The organism is Actinokineospora xionganensis (assembly GCF_014323725.1).
Classification (GTDB): Bacteria; Actinomycetota; Actinomycetes; order Mycobacteriales; family Pseudonocardiaceae; genus Actinokineospora; species Actinokineospora xionganensis.
Genome location: NZ_JABVED010000005.1, coordinates 331,698 through 347,899 on the forward strand (window position 1 = coordinate 331,698; position 16,202 = coordinate 347,899).

The 16,202-nt window shown below is 70.5% G+C and carries 12 protein-coding genes; 6 read left to right on the forward strand and 6 right to left on the reverse strand.

Translation table 11 applies throughout. The annotated features are described in order from the left end of the window. Positions 1 to 2: 2 nt before the first annotated feature. Positions 3 to 1,022 (reverse strand): methyltransferase, encoded by a 1,020-nt coding sequence (locus tag GPZ80_RS11970; protein WP_222719156.1) that lies wholly within the window; start codon positions 1,020 to 1,022, stop codon positions 3 to 5. Positions 1,023 to 1,216: 194 nt separating this feature from the next. Between GPZ80_RS11970 and GPZ80_RS11975 the strand changes: the two genes are divergently transcribed. Together GPZ80_RS11975 and GPZ80_RS11980 are read left to right on the forward strand one after the other, a co-directional pair. Further along, complete coding sequence (locus GPZ80_RS11975) at positions 1,217 to 2,119, forward strand: proline iminopeptidase-family hydrolase (protein WP_187220374.1); 903 nt, start codon at positions 1,217 to 1,219, stop codon at positions 2,117 to 2,119. A 10-nt stretch (positions 2,120 to 2,129) separates the two neighbouring features. Continuing rightward, positions 2,130 to 2,981: a TIGR03619 family F420-dependent LLM class oxidoreductase gene (locus tag GPZ80_RS11980; protein WP_222719157.1), complete on the forward strand. Its 852-nt coding sequence runs from the start codon at positions 2,130 to 2,132 to the stop codon at positions 2,979 to 2,981. 73 nt (positions 2,982 to 3,054) lie between these two features. On the opposite strand, the gene GPZ80_RS11985 is transcribed toward GPZ80_RS11980, so the two are convergent. The 4 genes from GPZ80_RS11985 to GPZ80_RS12000 are packed head-to-tail and all read right to left on the reverse strand — an operon-like array spanning position 3,055 to position 7,085. After that, positions 3,055 to 4,557 (reverse strand): GMC family oxidoreductase, encoded by a 1,503-nt coding sequence (locus tag GPZ80_RS11985; protein WP_187220375.1) that lies wholly within the window; start codon positions 4,555 to 4,557, stop codon positions 3,055 to 3,057. Positions 4,558 to 4,570: 13 nt separating this feature from the next. Beyond that, the gene (locus GPZ80_RS11990; protein ID WP_187220376.1) at positions 4,571 to 5,785 is read right to left on the reverse strand and encodes a beta-ketoacyl-[acyl-carrier-protein] synthase family protein; all 1,215 of its coding nucleotides are present in this window, start codon (positions 5,783 to 5,785) and stop codon (positions 4,571 to 4,573) included. After that, positions 5,785 to 6,042, reverse strand: coding sequence for a phosphopantetheine-binding protein (locus tag GPZ80_RS11995; RefSeq protein ID WP_187220377.1), 258 nt, complete (start codon positions 6,040 to 6,042; stop codon positions 5,785 to 5,787). The genes GPZ80_RS11990 and GPZ80_RS11995 overlap by 1 nt, the downstream gene beginning before the upstream one ends. A 41-nt stretch (positions 6,043 to 6,083) precedes the next feature. Continuing rightward, complete coding sequence (locus GPZ80_RS12000) at positions 6,084 to 7,085, reverse strand: beta-ketoacyl-ACP synthase III (protein WP_187220378.1); 1,002 nt, start codon at positions 7,083 to 7,085, stop codon at positions 6,084 to 6,086. 173 nt (positions 7,086 to 7,258) lie between these two features. On the opposite strand from GPZ80_RS12000, the gene GPZ80_RS12005 reads away from it, so the two are divergent. Together GPZ80_RS12005 and GPZ80_RS12010 are read left to right on the forward strand one after the other, a co-directional pair. After that, positions 7,259 to 8,722, forward strand: coding sequence for an acyl-CoA carboxylase subunit beta (locus GPZ80_RS12005; protein ID WP_187220379.1), 1,464 nt, complete (start codon positions 7,259 to 7,261; stop codon positions 8,720 to 8,722). Between the two features lie 9 nt (positions 8,723 to 8,731). Further along, on the forward strand, positions 8,732 to 9,199 hold the full coding sequence (locus GPZ80_RS12010; protein WP_187220380.1) for a MaoC family dehydratase: 468 nt from the start codon (positions 8,732 to 8,734) through the stop codon (positions 9,197 to 9,199). A gap of 2 nt (positions 9,200 to 9,201) precedes the next feature. On the opposite strand, the gene GPZ80_RS12015 is transcribed toward GPZ80_RS12010, so the two are convergent. Next, a complete protein-coding gene (locus GPZ80_RS12015; protein WP_312880269.1) occupies positions 9,202 to 9,960 on the reverse strand; it encodes an AfsR/SARP family transcriptional regulator in 759 nt (252 codons plus the stop codon). Between the two features lie 245 nt (positions 9,961 to 10,205). Between GPZ80_RS12015 and GPZ80_RS12020 the strand changes: the two genes are divergently transcribed. Together GPZ80_RS12020 and GPZ80_RS12025 are read left to right on the forward strand one after the other, a co-directional pair. Next, entirely contained in the window at positions 10,206 to 11,042 is an 837-nt protein-coding gene (locus GPZ80_RS12020) for a DUF5829 family protein (RefSeq protein ID WP_187220381.1), read from the forward strand. Positions 11,043 to 11,065: 23 nt separating this feature from the next. Continuing rightward, positions 11,066 to 16,171: a non-ribosomal peptide synthetase gene (locus tag GPZ80_RS12025; protein ID WP_187220382.1), complete on the forward strand. Its 5,106-nt coding sequence runs from the start codon at positions 11,066 to 11,068 to the stop codon at positions 16,169 to 16,171. Positions 16,172 to 16,202 lie beyond the last annotated feature (31 nt).

Here is a 16,202-nt window from a genome sequence, read left to right on the forward strand (position 1 = left end):
GCTCAGGCCGCGATGGCTTCGACGATGGCCACCGACCCGGTCGTCGGGATGATCCGGTTGAGCTTGAGGTCGGCCTCGGCGAACAGTGCGCGCAGCTCGGCCTCGGTGCGCTCCTTGCCGTCGAAGACGATCATCATGGCGATATCGGAGAGCTTGCTCGGGTGTGGGTCGTTGCCCAGCGGCACGACGGTGTCGATCACCAGGACGCGGCCGCCCTCGGCCATGCTCTTGCGGCAGGCGCGCAGGATCCGCACGGCGTCGGCGTCGTTCCAGTCGTGGATGATCCGCTTGAGCAGGTACAGATCGGCGCCCTGCGGGACGGTGTCGAAGAAGCTGCCCGCCTGCGTCGACCAGCGGCCCGCCAGTTCCGGCAGGTCGAGTCGGTGCTCGCGGACGACCGACTCGTGATCGAACAGGATGCCGTCCATTCCCTTGTTGGCGGTCAGCACCGCGCGCAGCAAGCCGCCTTGGCCACCGCCGATGTCGGTGACGACACCCTGCTCGGGCCAGTCGTACGCCGCGACGACGCCGCCGTTCTCGGTGGCGGACAGGTCGTCGAGCGCGGTGTGGAAGACGCGTCCACGCTCTTCGTGCTCGGCAAGGTAGTCGAACAGCGGCGAGCCGAAGATGTCCGGGAAGGCCGTGGTGCCTTTGCGGACGGTGTCCTCCAACTTGCCCGCGGGCAGCCAGTACATCTCGTCGGTCAGCAGGCCCACGATGGAGGCCATCGGCAGTGGGGAGTCCTTGCGCAGCAGGCCCGCGGCGGTGGTGAGGTGGAACTTGCCGTCCTCGTCCTCGCGGAAGACCTCACGGGTGGCTAGGAAGCGGAGCACGCGGGTCAGGTGGCCCGCGTCGGCTTTGACCAGCTCGGCGATCTCCCGCGGGGTCTTCGGGCCCTCGGCGAGGTGGTCGGCGATGCTGAGGTTCACCGCGGTGCGCATCGCGGCGGGGTACAGGTAGGCGAGGGAGTCCCCGAGGACCTGCCTCACAGCCGCACCGATGTCGATCTGCTCCTGGCTCAACGGATACCTCCGAGTGGCATGTACGCGGCGAAATTCGGCTGTGGGGGCCGGACGCGGGTCCGGTTGCCGAAAGTCTCTTGGCCGTCGCTGACCGGGCGCTGACGAGCCGCTGACCGATGCCGCCGTCAGGGTTCGGTCAGCGGTCGGTCAGCCGCCACACCGACGCTGGGCGCACACCTGCGGAGGGACGCGAGATGACGGTCGAAGGCGTGCTCAGCCGGGACGGCATGGACACGTGGTACCAGGTGGTCGGCGACCTCGGCGGCGATCGCGCCCCCGTGGTGGTCTGCCACGGCGGGCCAGGGCTCACCCACGACTACTTGTCGTCGCTGTCGTCGCTGGCCTCCACCGGACGGGCTGTCGTGTTCTACGACCAGTTCGGCAGCGGCCGCTCCGGGCACCTTCCCGACGCTCCGGCGGAGTTCTGGACTGTTCCCTTGTTCCTGAGGGAATTGGCGGACCTCGTCGAGCACCTCGGAATCGCGGGTGGCCACCACGTGCTGGGCCACTCCTGGGGCGGGATGCTCGGCTTGGAGTGGGCGGTGCGGCGGCCCGCGGGGCTGCGCTCACTGATCGTGGCCGACGCCTTCGCCGCGTCGCGAACATACACAGCCGAGGTCGCCAAGCTGCTCGCCGCGCTGCCCGAGGACATCCGCACGACGATCGAGCGGCACGAGGCCGCCGACACCACAGAGTCCGCCGAATATCAGGACGCGGTGCGGGCGTTCTACCGGCGCCATGTGTGCAGGCGTTCGCCCGTGCCGCAGGAGGTCATGCGGACTCTGGGCGCGCTCGGCGCGGACCCCACGGTGTACCTCGCGATGGCAGGTCCCAGCGAGTTCCGACTGACCGGGACGCTGCGGGACTGGGACATCGTGTCTCGGCTCGGCGAGGTGGCGGTCGAGGTGTTGCTGGTCTCCGGCGGGCACGACGAAGTCGCCCCGGCCGCGGTGCGGGAACTGCATGAGGGGCTACCGAGGTCGCGGTGGGAGCTGTTCGAGGAGGCCAGCCACATGCCGCACGTCGAGGAGCCGGAGCGGTTCCTCGACCTGGTGAACAAGTTCCTCGACGACGTCGAGTCGCGCGTGACCCCCTAGGGTGGCGGCCATGACTCCCAGCATCGGGCTGTACGCGGCGAACATGCGAGCGCTGGCCTCGCCCACCGAGGCGGCGCGGGTCGCCCGGCTCGCCGAGGACCTCGGGTACGACTCGCTCTGGGTCGCCGACCATGTCGTGGTGCCCAGCCCGCGGGTGCCGCCATCGCCGATGGAGCCGACCGAGGCGTTGCTGGATCCGGTGGTGTCGCTGACGTTCTTCGCCGCGCACACGTCCCGGATCAAGCTCGCGACCGGTGTCCTGGTGCTGCCGCAGCGCAATCCGCTGATCCTGGCGAAGCAACTGGCCAGCGTCGACGTGCTCAGCGGTGGGCGGCTGGTCGCCGGGGTGGCCGCGGGCTATCTGGAGCCCGAGTTGCGCGCTGTCGGTGTTCCGCTCGAACGTCGGGGCGCGCGGACGGACGAGCATCTGGCGGCGATGCGCAGTCTGTGGCACGACGCTTCACCGACGTTCTCCGGCGAGTTCGTCCAGTTCTCCGGGGTGGACGCGTTTCCGCGGCCTGTGCAGAATCCGGTGCCGGTGGTCGTCGGGGGACACAGTCGGCTCGCCCTTCGGCGGGCGGCGCGGTTTGGGGATGGATGGTTCGGGTACTTGTTGGGGTTGCGGGCCGCTCGGGAGCACTTGGCTGAGTTGGCTTCTGTGGTCGCTGAGGTCGGTCGTTCGCTGCCGTTGGAGATCACGGTGACACCCTCGCGGCGGCTTGACCCTGATTCTGTCGGGGAGTATGGGGGGATGGGAGTGAACCGGCTGGTGGTGGCGCCCATGCCGGGGTGGTCTGTCGCGGAGATCGAAGAGTTCGTTCGAGCCAATGCTCCTGAGCGGATCGGTGCTGCCTGTTCGTAGTCGGATTGTGGTGCCGCTGAGGGGGTAGGCCCCTTGCGTTCGCGGGTGGATCCTGCACGGGTGGGACCTGGCATCAGGCCATGAAGGTGGCCAGTTGTTCGGCCACCATCATCGCCGGGGCATGCGTGTTTCCTGTCGTGACACTGGGGAATACCGAGGCGTCCGCCACCCTCAGGCCTTCGATGCCGTAGACGCGCAGGCGTGGGTCGACCACCGCGTCCGCGTCCGTGCCCATTCGGCAGGTGCCGACCTGGTGGTGGTAGGTCGTCACGGTGCGGCGGACATAGTCCGGAAGTGACTCCTCCGTGCCGGGGTAAAGCTCGGTGGCACCCCATTCCTCGCGCAGGACCGACGATCGGGCGATCTCCTGGCACAGCTCCACGGCCGCGACGAGGGTGTCCACATCGGACTGGGTGGCGAGGACCCCGGGGTCGATCGCCAGTTCGTCGTCCGGGTCGGTGCCGGTCAGGCGGATCGTGCCCCGGCTGGTGGGGCGGACGATGCCCGCCTGCATGGTGAAGCCGGTCGGGGGGCCGGACATGCCGGGCTGATACATCGGCACCGGGAAGTTCAACGGCTGCACGTCAGGCACCGCGAGCCCTGGCTTGCTTCGCCAGAACAGGTGCGTCTGCGCGGGCCCGATGCCCTCGGCGGGACGGCCCGGGTCGCGTTCGGTACCGACGATCACGGGGGCGAGCACATGGTCGTGCAGGTTCGTGCCCACCCCGCGCAGGCCGGATGCCACCGGCACGCCCAAGGCGCGAAGGTGCACGGGGTCGCCGATGCCCGAGAGCATGAGCACGCGTGGGGACTCGATCGCGCCCGCGCTCAGCACTACCTCGGCGGCTGTGGCCGTCTCGACGCGGCCGTCGCGGAGCCATTCCACGCCGCCGCAGCGGCCGTCGCGGAGGAGGAGTTTGCGGGCGCGGGCGCCGGTGACGATCGACAGGCGGTCGGCCACCGGGGCCAGGAAGGCCCGGGCGGCGCTGGCCCTCTGTCCGTTCGCGACCGTGAACTGGACTCGGGACACACCGTCCGGGCGCCCGGAGTTGTAGTCCGGATTGAACGCGATGCCCGTCTCCTCGGCCGCCTTGACCAGCGACTCGTGGATGGGGTCGGCGCGGTAGCGGGTGGTGATCGGGAGCGGGCCGCCCGCGCCGTGCAGGTCGTCGGGGCCGGTGTCGAAATCCTCAAGCCGCTTGAATGCGGGAAGCACGTCGGCCCACGACCAGCCGTCGTTGCCTCGGTAGGCCCAGGTGTCGTAGTCGGCGGCGGCGCCGCGGGCGTAGATCATCGCGTTGAGGGAGCTGGAGCCGCCGAGCACCCGGCCGCGTGGCCAGTGCAGCCTGCGGCCTGCGGCGTTGGCTTGCGGGGTGGTCAGATACGCCCAGTCGCGTTCGCCGAACCACAGCTCGCCGAATCGGCGTGGGTCGTGGATCGCGTCGTCGCTGTCGGAGCCGCCCGCCTCCAGCAGCAACACCTTCGCACCGCCGTCGACCAGGCGTCGGGTGATCACACACCCAGCCGAGCCCGCCCCCACGACGATCACGTCGAACACTCCGCCGTCGGCGGTCATGGTGGTTCCCCAATCATGCGGTGAACACGAGTACGGCGTTCTGGCCGCCGAAGCCGAAGGAGTTGCTGACCGCGACCCCGACCCGCTGGGCCCTGGCCGCCTTGGCGACCACGTCGAGCTCCACGGCCGGGTCCTGGCTGTCCAGGTTGGCCGTCGGCGGCACCAGCGCGTGCTGCACGGTCAGCGTGGTCAGCCCGGCCTCGATGGCCCCGGCCGCGCCGAGCGCGTGGCCGACGACACCCTTGGTGGAGGTCACCGTGGCGCCGCCGCAGACCTCGCGCAGCATCGAGGCCTCGGCGACGTCGTTGAGCGGGGTGGACGTGCCGTGGGCGTTGACATGGTCGACGTCGTCGGGACCGACACCGGCGTCGGCGAGCGCGGCCAGCAGCGCCTTGCGGGCGCCGCGGCCTTGGGGGTCGGGCGCGGTCATGTGGTGCGCGTCCGCGGAGGCGCCGTATCCGGCGACCTTGGCCCGGACCCTCGCACCACGCGCGTGGGCGTCGGACTCGCGCTCCAGCACCAGGATCGAGGCGCCCTCGCCGATGACGAAGCCGTCGCGGCCCGCGTCGAATGGACGTGAGGCGGCGGCCGGATCGTCCAGTCGCCGCGAAAGGGCTCCCATTTGGGCGAACCCGGTCACGATCAGCGGACTGACCCCGGCCTCCGCGCCGCCCGCCAGGACTATGTCGCACTGGTCCTCCCGCAGCAGCGACATCGCCGCGCCGATCGCCGTCGCGCCCGAGGCGCAGGCGGTCGCGGTGACGAAGTTCGGCCCGGTCGCCCCCAACCGCATGGCCAGGTGGCCCGCGACCATGTTGGGCACCAGCATCGGGATCAGCAGCGCCGAGACCTTGTCCGGGCCAGCCTGGAGCATCGCCCGGTGCTGCATCTCCCACGTGGACACACCGCCGAGGCCGCAGCCGACGACGACGCCGACCCGGGCACCGTCCCATGTCGCCGGGTCCAGGCCCGCGTCGGCCACCGCCTCGACGGCGGCGGTGATCGCCAGCTGGACGAATCGGTCCATGGTCAGATTGCTGCGCTTGCCGACATGCTTGCCCGGGTCGAACTCGGGGACCTTGCACGAGATGTCGACCGGCAGCCCCGCCAGGTCCGGGTCGCGGGTGGCGGTCGGCGAGCCCGACCACACCCGCTCATAGGTCGCGTCGACGCCGATCCCGGCCGGGGTCACCAGACCCAGTCCGGTCACGGCGATGGCCCGCGCCATCACGACGCGCCCGCGGCGGCGGCCTCGTTCACCTGTTCCGCGATGAGTTCGGCGGCCCGTTCGATGGTGTCGCGCGGCGAAGCGGAGTCCTCGTCGAGCTTCACGCCGAGGTCCGACTGCACGACCAGTAACAACTCGACCAGGAACAGCGAGTCCATCTCCAGGTCCTCGAAGGTGATGCCGGGTTTGATCTCGGCGCGGTCGACCTCGAAGCGGGTCACCAGCAGGTCGACCAGACGGTCGTACATGTCGCTCATCACGGGCTCCTTTGTCGGGTAACGGAATCGGTCGGGGGCGCTCAGCCGCGCTTGAGCGCCGGCCAGGTCAGCACGGTCGAGCCCCAGGTGAGGCCGCCGCCGAACGCGGTGAGCAGCACCCGGTCGCCCGCCCGCAGCGTGCCGGCGACGTGCGCGTGGTCCAGGGCGAGCGGGATCGAGGCCGCGGCGGTGTTGCCGACCTCGGCGAGATTGGTGACGCAGCGGTCCCTCGGGACGCCGAGGTCATCAGCGAGGCGGTCGAGGATGCGCTGGTTGGCCTGGTGGCCCACCAGCCAGTCGATCTCGTCGATCCGGGTGCCGGTCACGTTGAGCACGCCGCGGCACGACTCGGCCATCCGCTGGACCGCGCGCCAGAACACTTCCTTGCCCGCCATGGCGAAGTAGGCGTCACCGGGCTCGGGCGCCACGCCGGACAGCCGCTGCGCCGATCCGCCCGCGCGCACAGTGATGAGGTCTTGGCCCGCGCCGTCGCTGCCGAGGTCGCAGTGGCCGATCGCGCCGTCCTCGGAGGCCTCGCCCGCCCGCAGTACGACCGCGCCCGCGCCGTCGCCGAAGATCACCGACGTGCTGCGGTCGGCGGGGTCGAGGATGCTGGAGAACGTCTCGGCGCCGATGACGAGGACGCGGTCGGCGCTGCCGGTGGCGATCAGTCCGGCCCCGGTGGCCAGCCCGTAGAGGAACCCGGTGCACACCGCGCCGACGTCGAAGGCGGCGGCACCGGTCATGCCGAGCTTGCTCGCCACCAGCGGCGCGGTGCCCGGGCACGGACGGTCCGGTGTCGTCGTGGCGACGATGACCGTGTCTACAATGGACTCATTGGCTGACTTGAGCGCGTTCGCGCCCGCGCCAACGGCCAAGTCCGACGTGGCCATGCCCGCGTCGGAGTGCCAGCGCCGGGCGATGCCGGTGCGAGTGCGGATCCACTCGTCGGTCGTGTCCAGGCGCGCCGACAACTCGGCGTTGGACACCGCTCTGGGCGGCAGGCAACTGCCGATGCCCGCCACCACCGCCGCACGGCTCACCTTGCCCCCTAGTCTCCACAGTGGACACACCGGTCGGGTCCGCCACCTATCCTGCGCGCCCGCGCTGACGGCCCGCTGACCGATCGTTGACCGGCCGCCCCGGTCAACGATCCGTCAACGCGCCGTCAGTCCCCTCGGCCACCATCAGCCTGTCCTGCCGACGAAGGGTGCCGATGACCAGCGACCTGTCCCCAGTGGTGGCCCCGACCGACGTTCCGGAGCCGCCGACCAGCCGCCCGCACCGGCGGGTGGCCCTGCTTTCCGAGTCCTTCCAGGAGTTCGGAAGCGCCGCCCGGCACTCGGTGACCGCGTTCGGCATGGACCGCAAGCGACCCGACGGCGACGGCGTCGTCACCGGCACCGCCGTGGTGGCGGGCAGGTCCGTCGGCGTGTTCGCGCAGGACCGGGCCGCGCTCGGCGGCTCGCTGGGCCAGGTGCACGCGGCCAAGATCGCCCGTGTCCTCGACCACGCGGCCAAAGCCCGGATCCCGGTGATCGGCCTGCTCGACTCCGGCGGCGCCCGCATCCAGGAGGGTGTGGCGTCCCTGGACGGATACGGCGCGATCTTCCGGCGCAACGTCGGACTTTCCGGTCGCGTCCCGCAGATCAGCGTCATCCTCGGCGCGTGCGCGGGCGGGGCTGTGTACTCACCCGCGCTGACCGACATCGTCATCATGGCCGCGGACGCGCACATGTTCCTCACCGGACCCAGGGTGGTCAAGGCGGTCACCCACGAGGACGCCACCCCGGCCGAGCTCGGTGGCGCGGCCATCCACAGCAGGCGCTCGGGGGTGGCGCATCTGGTCGCACCGGACGAACACGCGGCCATAGACCTCGCCCGACAGGTGCTGTCGTACCTGCCGGACTCCTGTTGGTCGGCGCCGCCGGTCGTGGATCCCCTTCCCGCCGAACCGATGCCGGACGTCCCGGCGTCGCACCGAACCGCCTACGACGTCCGCTCGGTGATCGCGGGCGTGGTCGACGCGGCGAGCTTCCTCGAACTGCAGCAGACGTTCGCCCGCAACATCGTCATCGGGTTCGGCCGGGTCGAGGGCCGGCCGGTCGGAGTGGTGGCGAACCAGCCCTGCAGCCGGGCGGGCACGCTCGACATCGACTCCTCGGAGAAGGCCGCGCGCTTCGTCAGACTGTGCGATGCCTTCGGCCTGCCCCTGGTCACGCTGGTCGACACCCCAGGGTTTCTCCCTGGCCTGGCCCAGGAACGCGGCGGCGTGATCCGCAAGGGCGCCAAGCTCCTCTACGCCTTCGCCGAGGCCACCGTGCCGCGAGTGACCGTGGTTCTCCGCAAGGCATACGGCGGCGCGTACATCGTCATGAACTCCAGATCCCTTGGCGCGGACGCGGTTTTCGCCTGGCCGGGAGCGGAACTCGCGGTCATGGGCGCCGAGGGCGCGATCGACATCGTGTGGCGCCGTGAGCTCGAACGTGACCCGGACAGCAGACCGGACCTGGTGGTGAAGTACCGCGCGGAGGCCGCGGCGGCGACCAAGGCCGCTGAGGGGATGTCGGTCGACGAGATCATCACCCCGGCGCGGACCCGCGACGCGGTCGCCGCGACCTTGCGCGCGTTGTCCGCGGGCGAACCCCCACGTTTCCGTCACGACAACCTTCCCCAGTGAGGAAAGACTGTGCGCACATTTGACGGTGTGGCCGAGCTGGCTCGTTCACTGGGCCATATAGGGGAAAGCCCATGGCGACGGCTGACCCAGTCCGAGGTCACCGCCTTCGCCGAGGCCACCGGTGACCGGCAGTGGATCCACGTGGACCCGGATCGAGCGGCCACCGGTCCCTTCGGCCGTGCGATCGGCCATGGCTACTACCTGCTGGCGCTGCTCCCGGTGCTGATGGCGGAGGTCTTCGCCATCGACGGAGTCGGCGCGGTGGTCAACACCGGCGTGGACCACCTCCGCTTCCACCGCCCGGTGCCGGTGGGCGCGCGCCTGCGGATCTCGGTCGCCCTGACGGAGGCCGAGCTGCGCAGGCGGGGGGTGGCGGAGGTGGCCTTCGAGGTCGGACTGGAGGTGGAGGATGTCGCCGATCCGGCCATGACGGCGACCATCCGGCAAATGGTTCGGCCGCCCATGATGCGTCCCTGACCTCAGCGAGCTCCGGCGAACCGGTGGGTCAACGCGGGGTCCTGGGCGAGGATATCAGCGTACCGGCGCCGAAGACGGGCGCTGGGCTGCAATCCGAGTTCGTCGTCCAAATGTGCCCGAGTCCGGTGGAACACCGCGAGTGCCTCACCCTGCCTGCCACACCGATAGAGCGCCAACATCAACTGATCGCAAAACGCCTCACGCAATGGGTTGGCGGTGACGAGTGAGCCGAGATCCGCGACCGCCGCCGCGTCATCGCCGATGGCGAGCCGAGCGGTCGTCAGGTCCTCCCACAGGGTGAGCCGCCGCTCCTCGAACAGGGCGGCCGCCGCCCGACACCGCAGCCCGTCGCCCGCGTCGAGCAGCGCGGGACCTCGCCAGAGCAGTAAGCCCGCCTCCAGCAGGTCGATGGCGGCACGTGGGTCAGTCGCGACAAGCGTGCTCCCACGGGCCGCGAGATCGAGGAAGTGCGTCGCGTCGACGTCGCCGGGCGACACGTCGAGCACGTACCCGTTGGGCACGGCCCGCAACGCAGGCTCGTCGAGCAGTTTGCGCAGGCGGGCGGCGTGCGCCTGCAGAGCGTTGCGGGCGTTGCCGAGGGCGCGCCCGGACCACAGTTCGGCCGCCAGGTCGCCGTAGGACACCGGGCGTCCGGGGTCCAGGGCGAGGGTGGCGAGCATGGCGCGGACCTTGCTCGCCCGGATGTCGCACAGGCGGCCGTCCACGGTGACGGACACGGTGCCGAGAAGACTGATGAGCACGATTTCTCTCCCGATCTGGTCGACCCGGTGTTCGTTTACCAGGAATAGCACAACGGCGCCCGGCGCCGCCACGATCTCGTCGTTGACGGCCGATTTTCGTCCCTGTACGGGGTATCCGCGCATCCCCGGTACAGGGGATTCCCCAGTGCCCCCGGGGTGACGCCACTGACACACTCGGAATCCGAGCGGCCATCGACGGTAAATCGCTTCGAAATCGCTATTCCATCTCGAATTGGAGCGAGCGCGTGACGACAGAGAGCACTTCCGTGCAAGCGCCCCCCGCGCCGCGCATGGACCACGTCATGGTGTTGGTCGACCAGACGACATACCAGGACGTGGTGGACGCCGAGTTTCTCGGAACCCGCTTCGCCCGCCGCAAGCACAAGCAGGCCGACAGTTCGATCGCCGGCTCGTACTCGACGCTCGGCCTCGCGGGCGACAACACGCTCATCGAGCTGTTCGGCTCGTCGATGCCAGGGTCGTCCCCACTCACCGGCGGGCTGGTGTTCTCCTTCGAACGGCCCGGGTCCGCGCAGTCGGCCCGCGCCGCCCTCGACGGAAGCGCGGAGTACCACTACGACCTGGTCCGGCGCGCCGACAAACCTTGGTACCACCTGATCAGCGTCGGCCTGGGCCAGGGCAGCCCGCTGCTGCTGTTCCTCAACGAGGTCACGCCGGAGTACTTCACCTCACTCGGCGCCCAGCCAGAAGCCGACGGCGCCCTGCGCAGGCGGGACTACCTCGACGCGGTCCTCGGCGAACCCGCCGACGGCAAGATGCTGCGCGACATCGTGGGCGTGACCCTCGCCGTCACCGCCGCCCGGGCGCGCGCGATCGCCACGGCGCTGACCCAGTTCGACTTCGCGGAGCGCGCGGACGCCGAGGGCATCGTGCTCGTCGGACCCGGGCTGACGGTCCGATTGCACACGGCCGACGTTCCGACGGAGCGGGTCATCGAAATTCAACTGGCCTTGACCGGAATAGGCGTCGAACCGGGTTCGGAATTCACTTTCGGTGCGAGTAGTCGTTTAGTCATCGATTCCATGGAATCGGCGCGCTGGTTTTTCGGTGAACCCAACTAATCGCGGCAAGGGGATCAGTTGACATGACGGAACTGACGTTTCCCGAGGCCTTCGCCCGGCACGCGGGCAAGACCCCCGACGCGGTGGCCGTGGAGTTCCTCGGCGACCGTCTGACCTACCGCGACCTCGACGTTCGCGCCACCGTTCTGGCGGCGACGTTGCGCGCCGAGGGCGTCGGCCCCGGTTCGATCGTCGGTGTGGCCGCGACCCCTTCGACGCATCTGCCGGTCGCTCTCCTGGCCATCCTGCGCGCGGGCGGCGCCTGGCTGCCCCTGGACCCGGCCTACCCGGTGGACCGGCTGCGCTTCATGAGCGAGGACGCGGGCGTGCGACTTCTGGTGGCCGACCCGGCCGGCGCCTCCGCGTTTTACCACGACGCCAAGGTGATCGACCCCGCTGACCCTGCGGTTGTCCACAGTGGCCACACATATCCACAGCCACCCCCAAATCCCTACCCCCATCCCGCACCCGCCGATAGACTGGCCGAGGGACGTCCCCCCGTGGTGGGTGGGGGCTTGCCTGGGGCAGGGGTGGCGGATCTTGCCTATGTCATCTACACCTCCGGCTCCACCGGGCGGCCCAAGGGGGTCGCGGTCACCCATGGTGGGCTGGCCAACCTGATCCACGCCCAGGCCGACGCGTTCGCGCCTGGGCCTGGGGATCGGGTTCTGCAGTTCGCGCCCACGAGCTTTGACGCGTCGGTGTTCGAGATCGTCATGGCGTTGGCCACCGGCGCCACCCTGGTGTTGGCGCCAAGGAATGATCTGGGGCCGGGGCCCGCACTCGCGGATGTGTTGCGGCAGCGCAAGATCACGCATCTCACCGTCCCACCGTCGGTGCTCGCGACGTTGCCAGACGCCGAGTTGCCGGAATTGGCCGTGCTGATCTGCGCCGGTGAGGCGTTGGCGGAGCACCTGGTGGACCGCTGGCAGCCCGGCCGCCGGATGTTCAACGCCTACGGGCCGACCGAGACCACCGTGTGGGCCACCATCGCCGAACTCACCGCAGGTCACGGAAAACCGACCATCGGAGCCGCGATCACCGGAGCCAGGGTCGCCGTCGTGGACGAATGGCTCCAGCCGGTCCCCGACGGCACGCCCGGTGAACTCGTTGTCGGTGGGCGGGGGGTGGCGCGCGGCTACCTTGGCAGGCCTGGGCTCACCGCGCAGCGGTTTGTGCCTGATCCAGCGGAGGCGGGTGCCCGGCTCTACCGGACCGGGGACCTGGCGGTCGTCCGCGACGGCGCGCTGGAATTCCTCGGCAGGCTGGACAACCAGGTCAAAGTGCGTGGCTTCCGCATCGAGCCGGAGGAGATCGCGACGAGGCTGGCCGAGCACCCTTCGGTGACCGACGCCGTGGTCGTCGCGCGGGATCTGGGGTGGGGGCCCGAGTTGGTGGGCTACGTCGCCGGGACCGAAGTGGACACCACCGCCGTCAAAGCGCATTGTGCGGCGCGTCTGCCCGCGCACATGGTGCCGGGCATCATCGTCGTGCTGGCGCGGATGCCGCTCACCCCGAGCGGCAAGATCGACCGGGACGTGCTTCCCGCGCCTGAAACCGGCGACGGGGAGTACGTCGCGCCAACTACCGCGACCGAGCGGGCGCTCGCCGTGATCCTCGCGGACCTGCTCGCCGTGGAGCGGGTCGGGATGCACGACGAGTTCTTCGCCGTCGGCGGGAACTCGCTGCTCGCCGGGCGGTTGGCGGCACGCGTGCGCGCCGACCTCGGCCGTGAACTGCCGCTGAGGCTGATCTACCAGGTCCCGACGGTCGCCGCGATGGCCGCCGCCATCGACGCCGGGGACGCGGGGCTCACCGTGCCGCCGGTGAAGAGCACCACCCTGGACGGCCCGGCGCCGCTGGCCTTCCCCCAGGAACGTGTGTGGTACCTGGAGAAACTCGCGCCCGGCAACCTCGCCTACAACGCTCAGGCGACACTGCGGCTGCGTGGGCCGCTGCGGGCCGACGTGCTGCGAGCGACCCTCACCGAGATCGTGCGTCGACACGAGGTGTTCCGCTGCGCGTTCGTCGCTGAAGGGGGACGGCCGACCCAGCGCCCGGTGCCGCCGATGCCGGTGGACCTGCCCGTCATCGACCTTGGCGACCTGCCCGAGGACGAACGCGATGTCCGCGCGGAGGAGATCGTCGCGGCCACCGTGCGCGACCCCTTTGACCTCGCCCGGCCGCCGCTGGCCCGCTGGGTGCTGATCCGCCACGGCGAGGACGACCACACCCTGGTCCACGTCGAGCACCACCTCGTGCACGACGGCTGGTCGTTCGCCCTGTTCCTGCAAGAGCTGCAGGCCATCTACCCGCACAACGGACAGTCCGCGCTGCCCGACCCCGAGGTCCGCTACACCGACTTCGCGCGCTGGCAGCGCGAGTGGATGCGCGACGACGTCCTCGACGCCAACCTCGCCCACTGGACCAAGGAACTCGCGGGCTGCCCGACGGCACTCGACCTGCCCACCGACCGACCTCGCCCCCGCACCCAAAGCTTCCAGGGCGCCGCCCTGCGCGTCGACGTGCCCGCGGCGTTGTGCGGCAGGCTGCGCGACTACAGCCGCGCCCGCGGGGTCACGCTGTTCACCACGATGCTCTCCGGGTTCGCTGTCCTGCTGTCGCGGCACAGCGGTCAACGCGACATGGTGATCGGCAGCGGCGTCGCCAACCGCAGGCTCGCCGAGCTGGAATCGCTCATCGGCATGATCGTCAACACCCTGCCGCTGCGGGTGGACCTGACCGGCGAGCCCGGTTTCGACGACCTCGTCCAGCGCACGCACGCGAGCGTCGGCCGCGCCGCCCAATGGCAGGACGTGCCGATCGAGCGGCTGATCGACGCCATGCGACTGACCCGGGACCCAGGTCGGAACCCGTTGTTCCAGGCCATGTTCAGCTTCCACGACTCACAAGTGCCCGTCGTCGACTTCGGGGGCGTGACCGGCTCCGTCCTCGAACGGCACAACGGATCCGCCAAGACCGACATCAACGTCGTCGCCATCCCGCGCGCCGAGCAGCGCGCGGGGCACGGCACGCTCGACGGCGCCGACCCGGTGACGCTCATCTGGGAGTACGCCACCGACCTGTTCGACGCCGAGACCATGCGCGAGTACGTCGACCGCTACATCGCCCTGCTCACCGCGGCCGTCGACAATCCCATGGCGCCGATCGATCAGCTGCCGCTGATCACCGCCGAGGAACGCGACCGCCTCGTCGCCCTGTCCGCGGGCACGGTCACCGCCTACCCTGCCGACCGGACGATTCCGGAGCTGTTCGCCGAGCAGGTCGCGGCCCGCCCGGACGCGCAAGCCCTCGTGCACGGCGACCGAGCCCACACCTACGCCGAACTCGACGCGTGCTCGAGCCGCATCGCCCACCTGCTGCGGGCGCGGGGCGTCGGACCCGACGTCCCGGTGGGTGTGCTGCTCCACCGCGGTGATGACATGGTCACCGCGCTGCTCGCCGTGCTCAAGGCGGGCGGCGCCTACGTCCCGCTCGACCCCGCCTACCCCGCGCAGCGGCTGGCGGGCATGGTCGACGACGTCGGCGTCGACGTCGTGATCACCCGCTCCGACTTGCGCCACCTGGTCGACGTCGCGGACGTGCTCGCGCTCGACACCGCCGCCGACGAACTCGCGGCGGCCGACCCCGCCGCGCCCATGCCGACAGCCGGACCCGAGAACCTCGCCTACGTCCTGTTCACCTCCGGCTCCACGGGCAGGCCGAAGGGCGTGATGGTCGCGCACCGCTCGGTGCTACGGCTGGTGTGCGACACCGACTACGCCGACTTCCGCCCGGGTCTGCGCTACGCGCAGGTCGCCGACGCCTCATTCGACGCGCTCACCTACGAGCTCTGGGGCGCCCTGCTACACGGCGGCACCGTCTGCGTCGTCGACACGGACACCCTTCTCACCGCGGGTGGGCTGCGGACGGCCATCCGCACCGAGGGCATCACCTCGATGTTCCTCACCTCCGCTCTCTTCACCGAGATCATGGCGGACCACCCCGACACATTCGCCGGGATGACCACCCTCATGGTCGGCGGCGACGCGCTCAACCTCGCCCGCGTGCGCAGACTCCTCGACGGCGACCCGGCACATCGCCCCGCAAACCTGGTCAACGGCTACGGCCCCACGGAAGCCACGACATTCGCGGTCTGCCATTCCATTGTGGACCTTCCGCTGCGGGCGCCGTCCGTCCCCATCGGCCGGCCCATCGCCAACACCACCGGATACGTGCTGGACCGCAGGTTCCAGCCCGTCCCGGTCGGCGTCGCGGGGGAGCTGTTCCTCGGCGGACCCGGCGTGGCCCGCGGCTACGCGGGCAGGCCGGGGCTGACCGCGCAGCGTTTCGTCCCCGACCCGTTCGCCGCCGACGGCAGCAGGCTCTACCGCACCGGCGACCTGGTCCGCTACCGCCGCGACGGCGTGATCGAGTTCCTGGGCCGGGTCGACAACCAGGTCAAGATCCGCGGCTTCCGGGTCGAGCCCGGCGAGGTGGATGCCGCGATCGCCGCCCACGACGGTGTCGCGCAGGCCGCCGTGGTCGTCGACGAAGCGCCGTCGGGCCGCAGGCTCGTCGCCTACGTCGTTCCCGCGGCGGACGGCGCCACCGCCGATCTGCGCGACTTCCTGGCCCGGCGCCTGCCGCCCTATCTGCTGCCGTCGGTGTATGTCTTGCTTCCCGCGCTTCCGATGACCACCAGCGGCAAGGTCGACCGGGCCGCGCTGCCCCCGGTGGACGACGCCCGGGTCGAGCCGGTCGACCACCGCCTGCCCGTCACCGACACCGAGCGCGCCGTGGCCAAACTGGCCGCCGAACTGCTCGGTTTGCCGAGTGTGGGCACAACCGACGACTTCTTCCACCTCGGCGGCCATTCCCTGCTGGCGATGCGCCTGGTGGCCCGAACCAACGAGCTGTTCGGCACCGAGGTCGGATTGCGGGCCTTCCTCGGGATGCCGACCGTGGGCGCGCTGGCGTCCGCAGTGGACGCCGCGCCTGCCGCGGACCCGCCGCCGACGAGCCAGACCGAGTCCGACGAGCTGCTGCTCGCCCAGCTTGACGAACTGTCCGAAGACGAGGTCGAGGAGTTGTTGCGCGGCATGGCCGAGAACGAGGTCGACCGGTGACCGACGGAGCATGGCAGAGCACGGCTGAGAG

Coding starts and splice junctions, on each gene's coding strand:
- GPZ80_RS12005 (WP_187220379.1), top strand. CDS start 7,259: ATGACCAGCGACCTGTCCCCAGTGGTGGCCCCGACCGACGTTCCGGAG.
- GPZ80_RS11980 (WP_222719157.1), top strand. CDS start 2,130: ATGACTCCCAGCATCGGGCTGTACGCGGCGAACATGCGAGCGCTGGCC.
- GPZ80_RS11985 (WP_187220375.1), bottom strand. CDS start 4,557: ATGACCGCCGACGGCGGAGTGTTCGACGTGATCGTCGTGGGGGCGGGC.
- GPZ80_RS12025 (WP_187220382.1), top strand. CDS start 11,066: ATGACGGAACTGACGTTTCCCGAGGCCTTCGCCCGGCACGCGGGCAAG.
- GPZ80_RS11990 (WP_187220376.1), bottom strand. CDS start 5,785: ATGGCGCGGGCCATCGCCGTGACCGGACTGGGTCTGGTGACCCCGGCC.
- GPZ80_RS11975 (WP_187220374.1), top strand. CDS start 1,217: ATGACGGTCGAAGGCGTGCTCAGCCGGGACGGCATGGACACGTGGTAC.
- GPZ80_RS11995 (WP_187220377.1), bottom strand. CDS start 6,042: ATGAGCGACATGTACGACCGTCTGGTCGACCTGCTGGTGACCCGCTTC.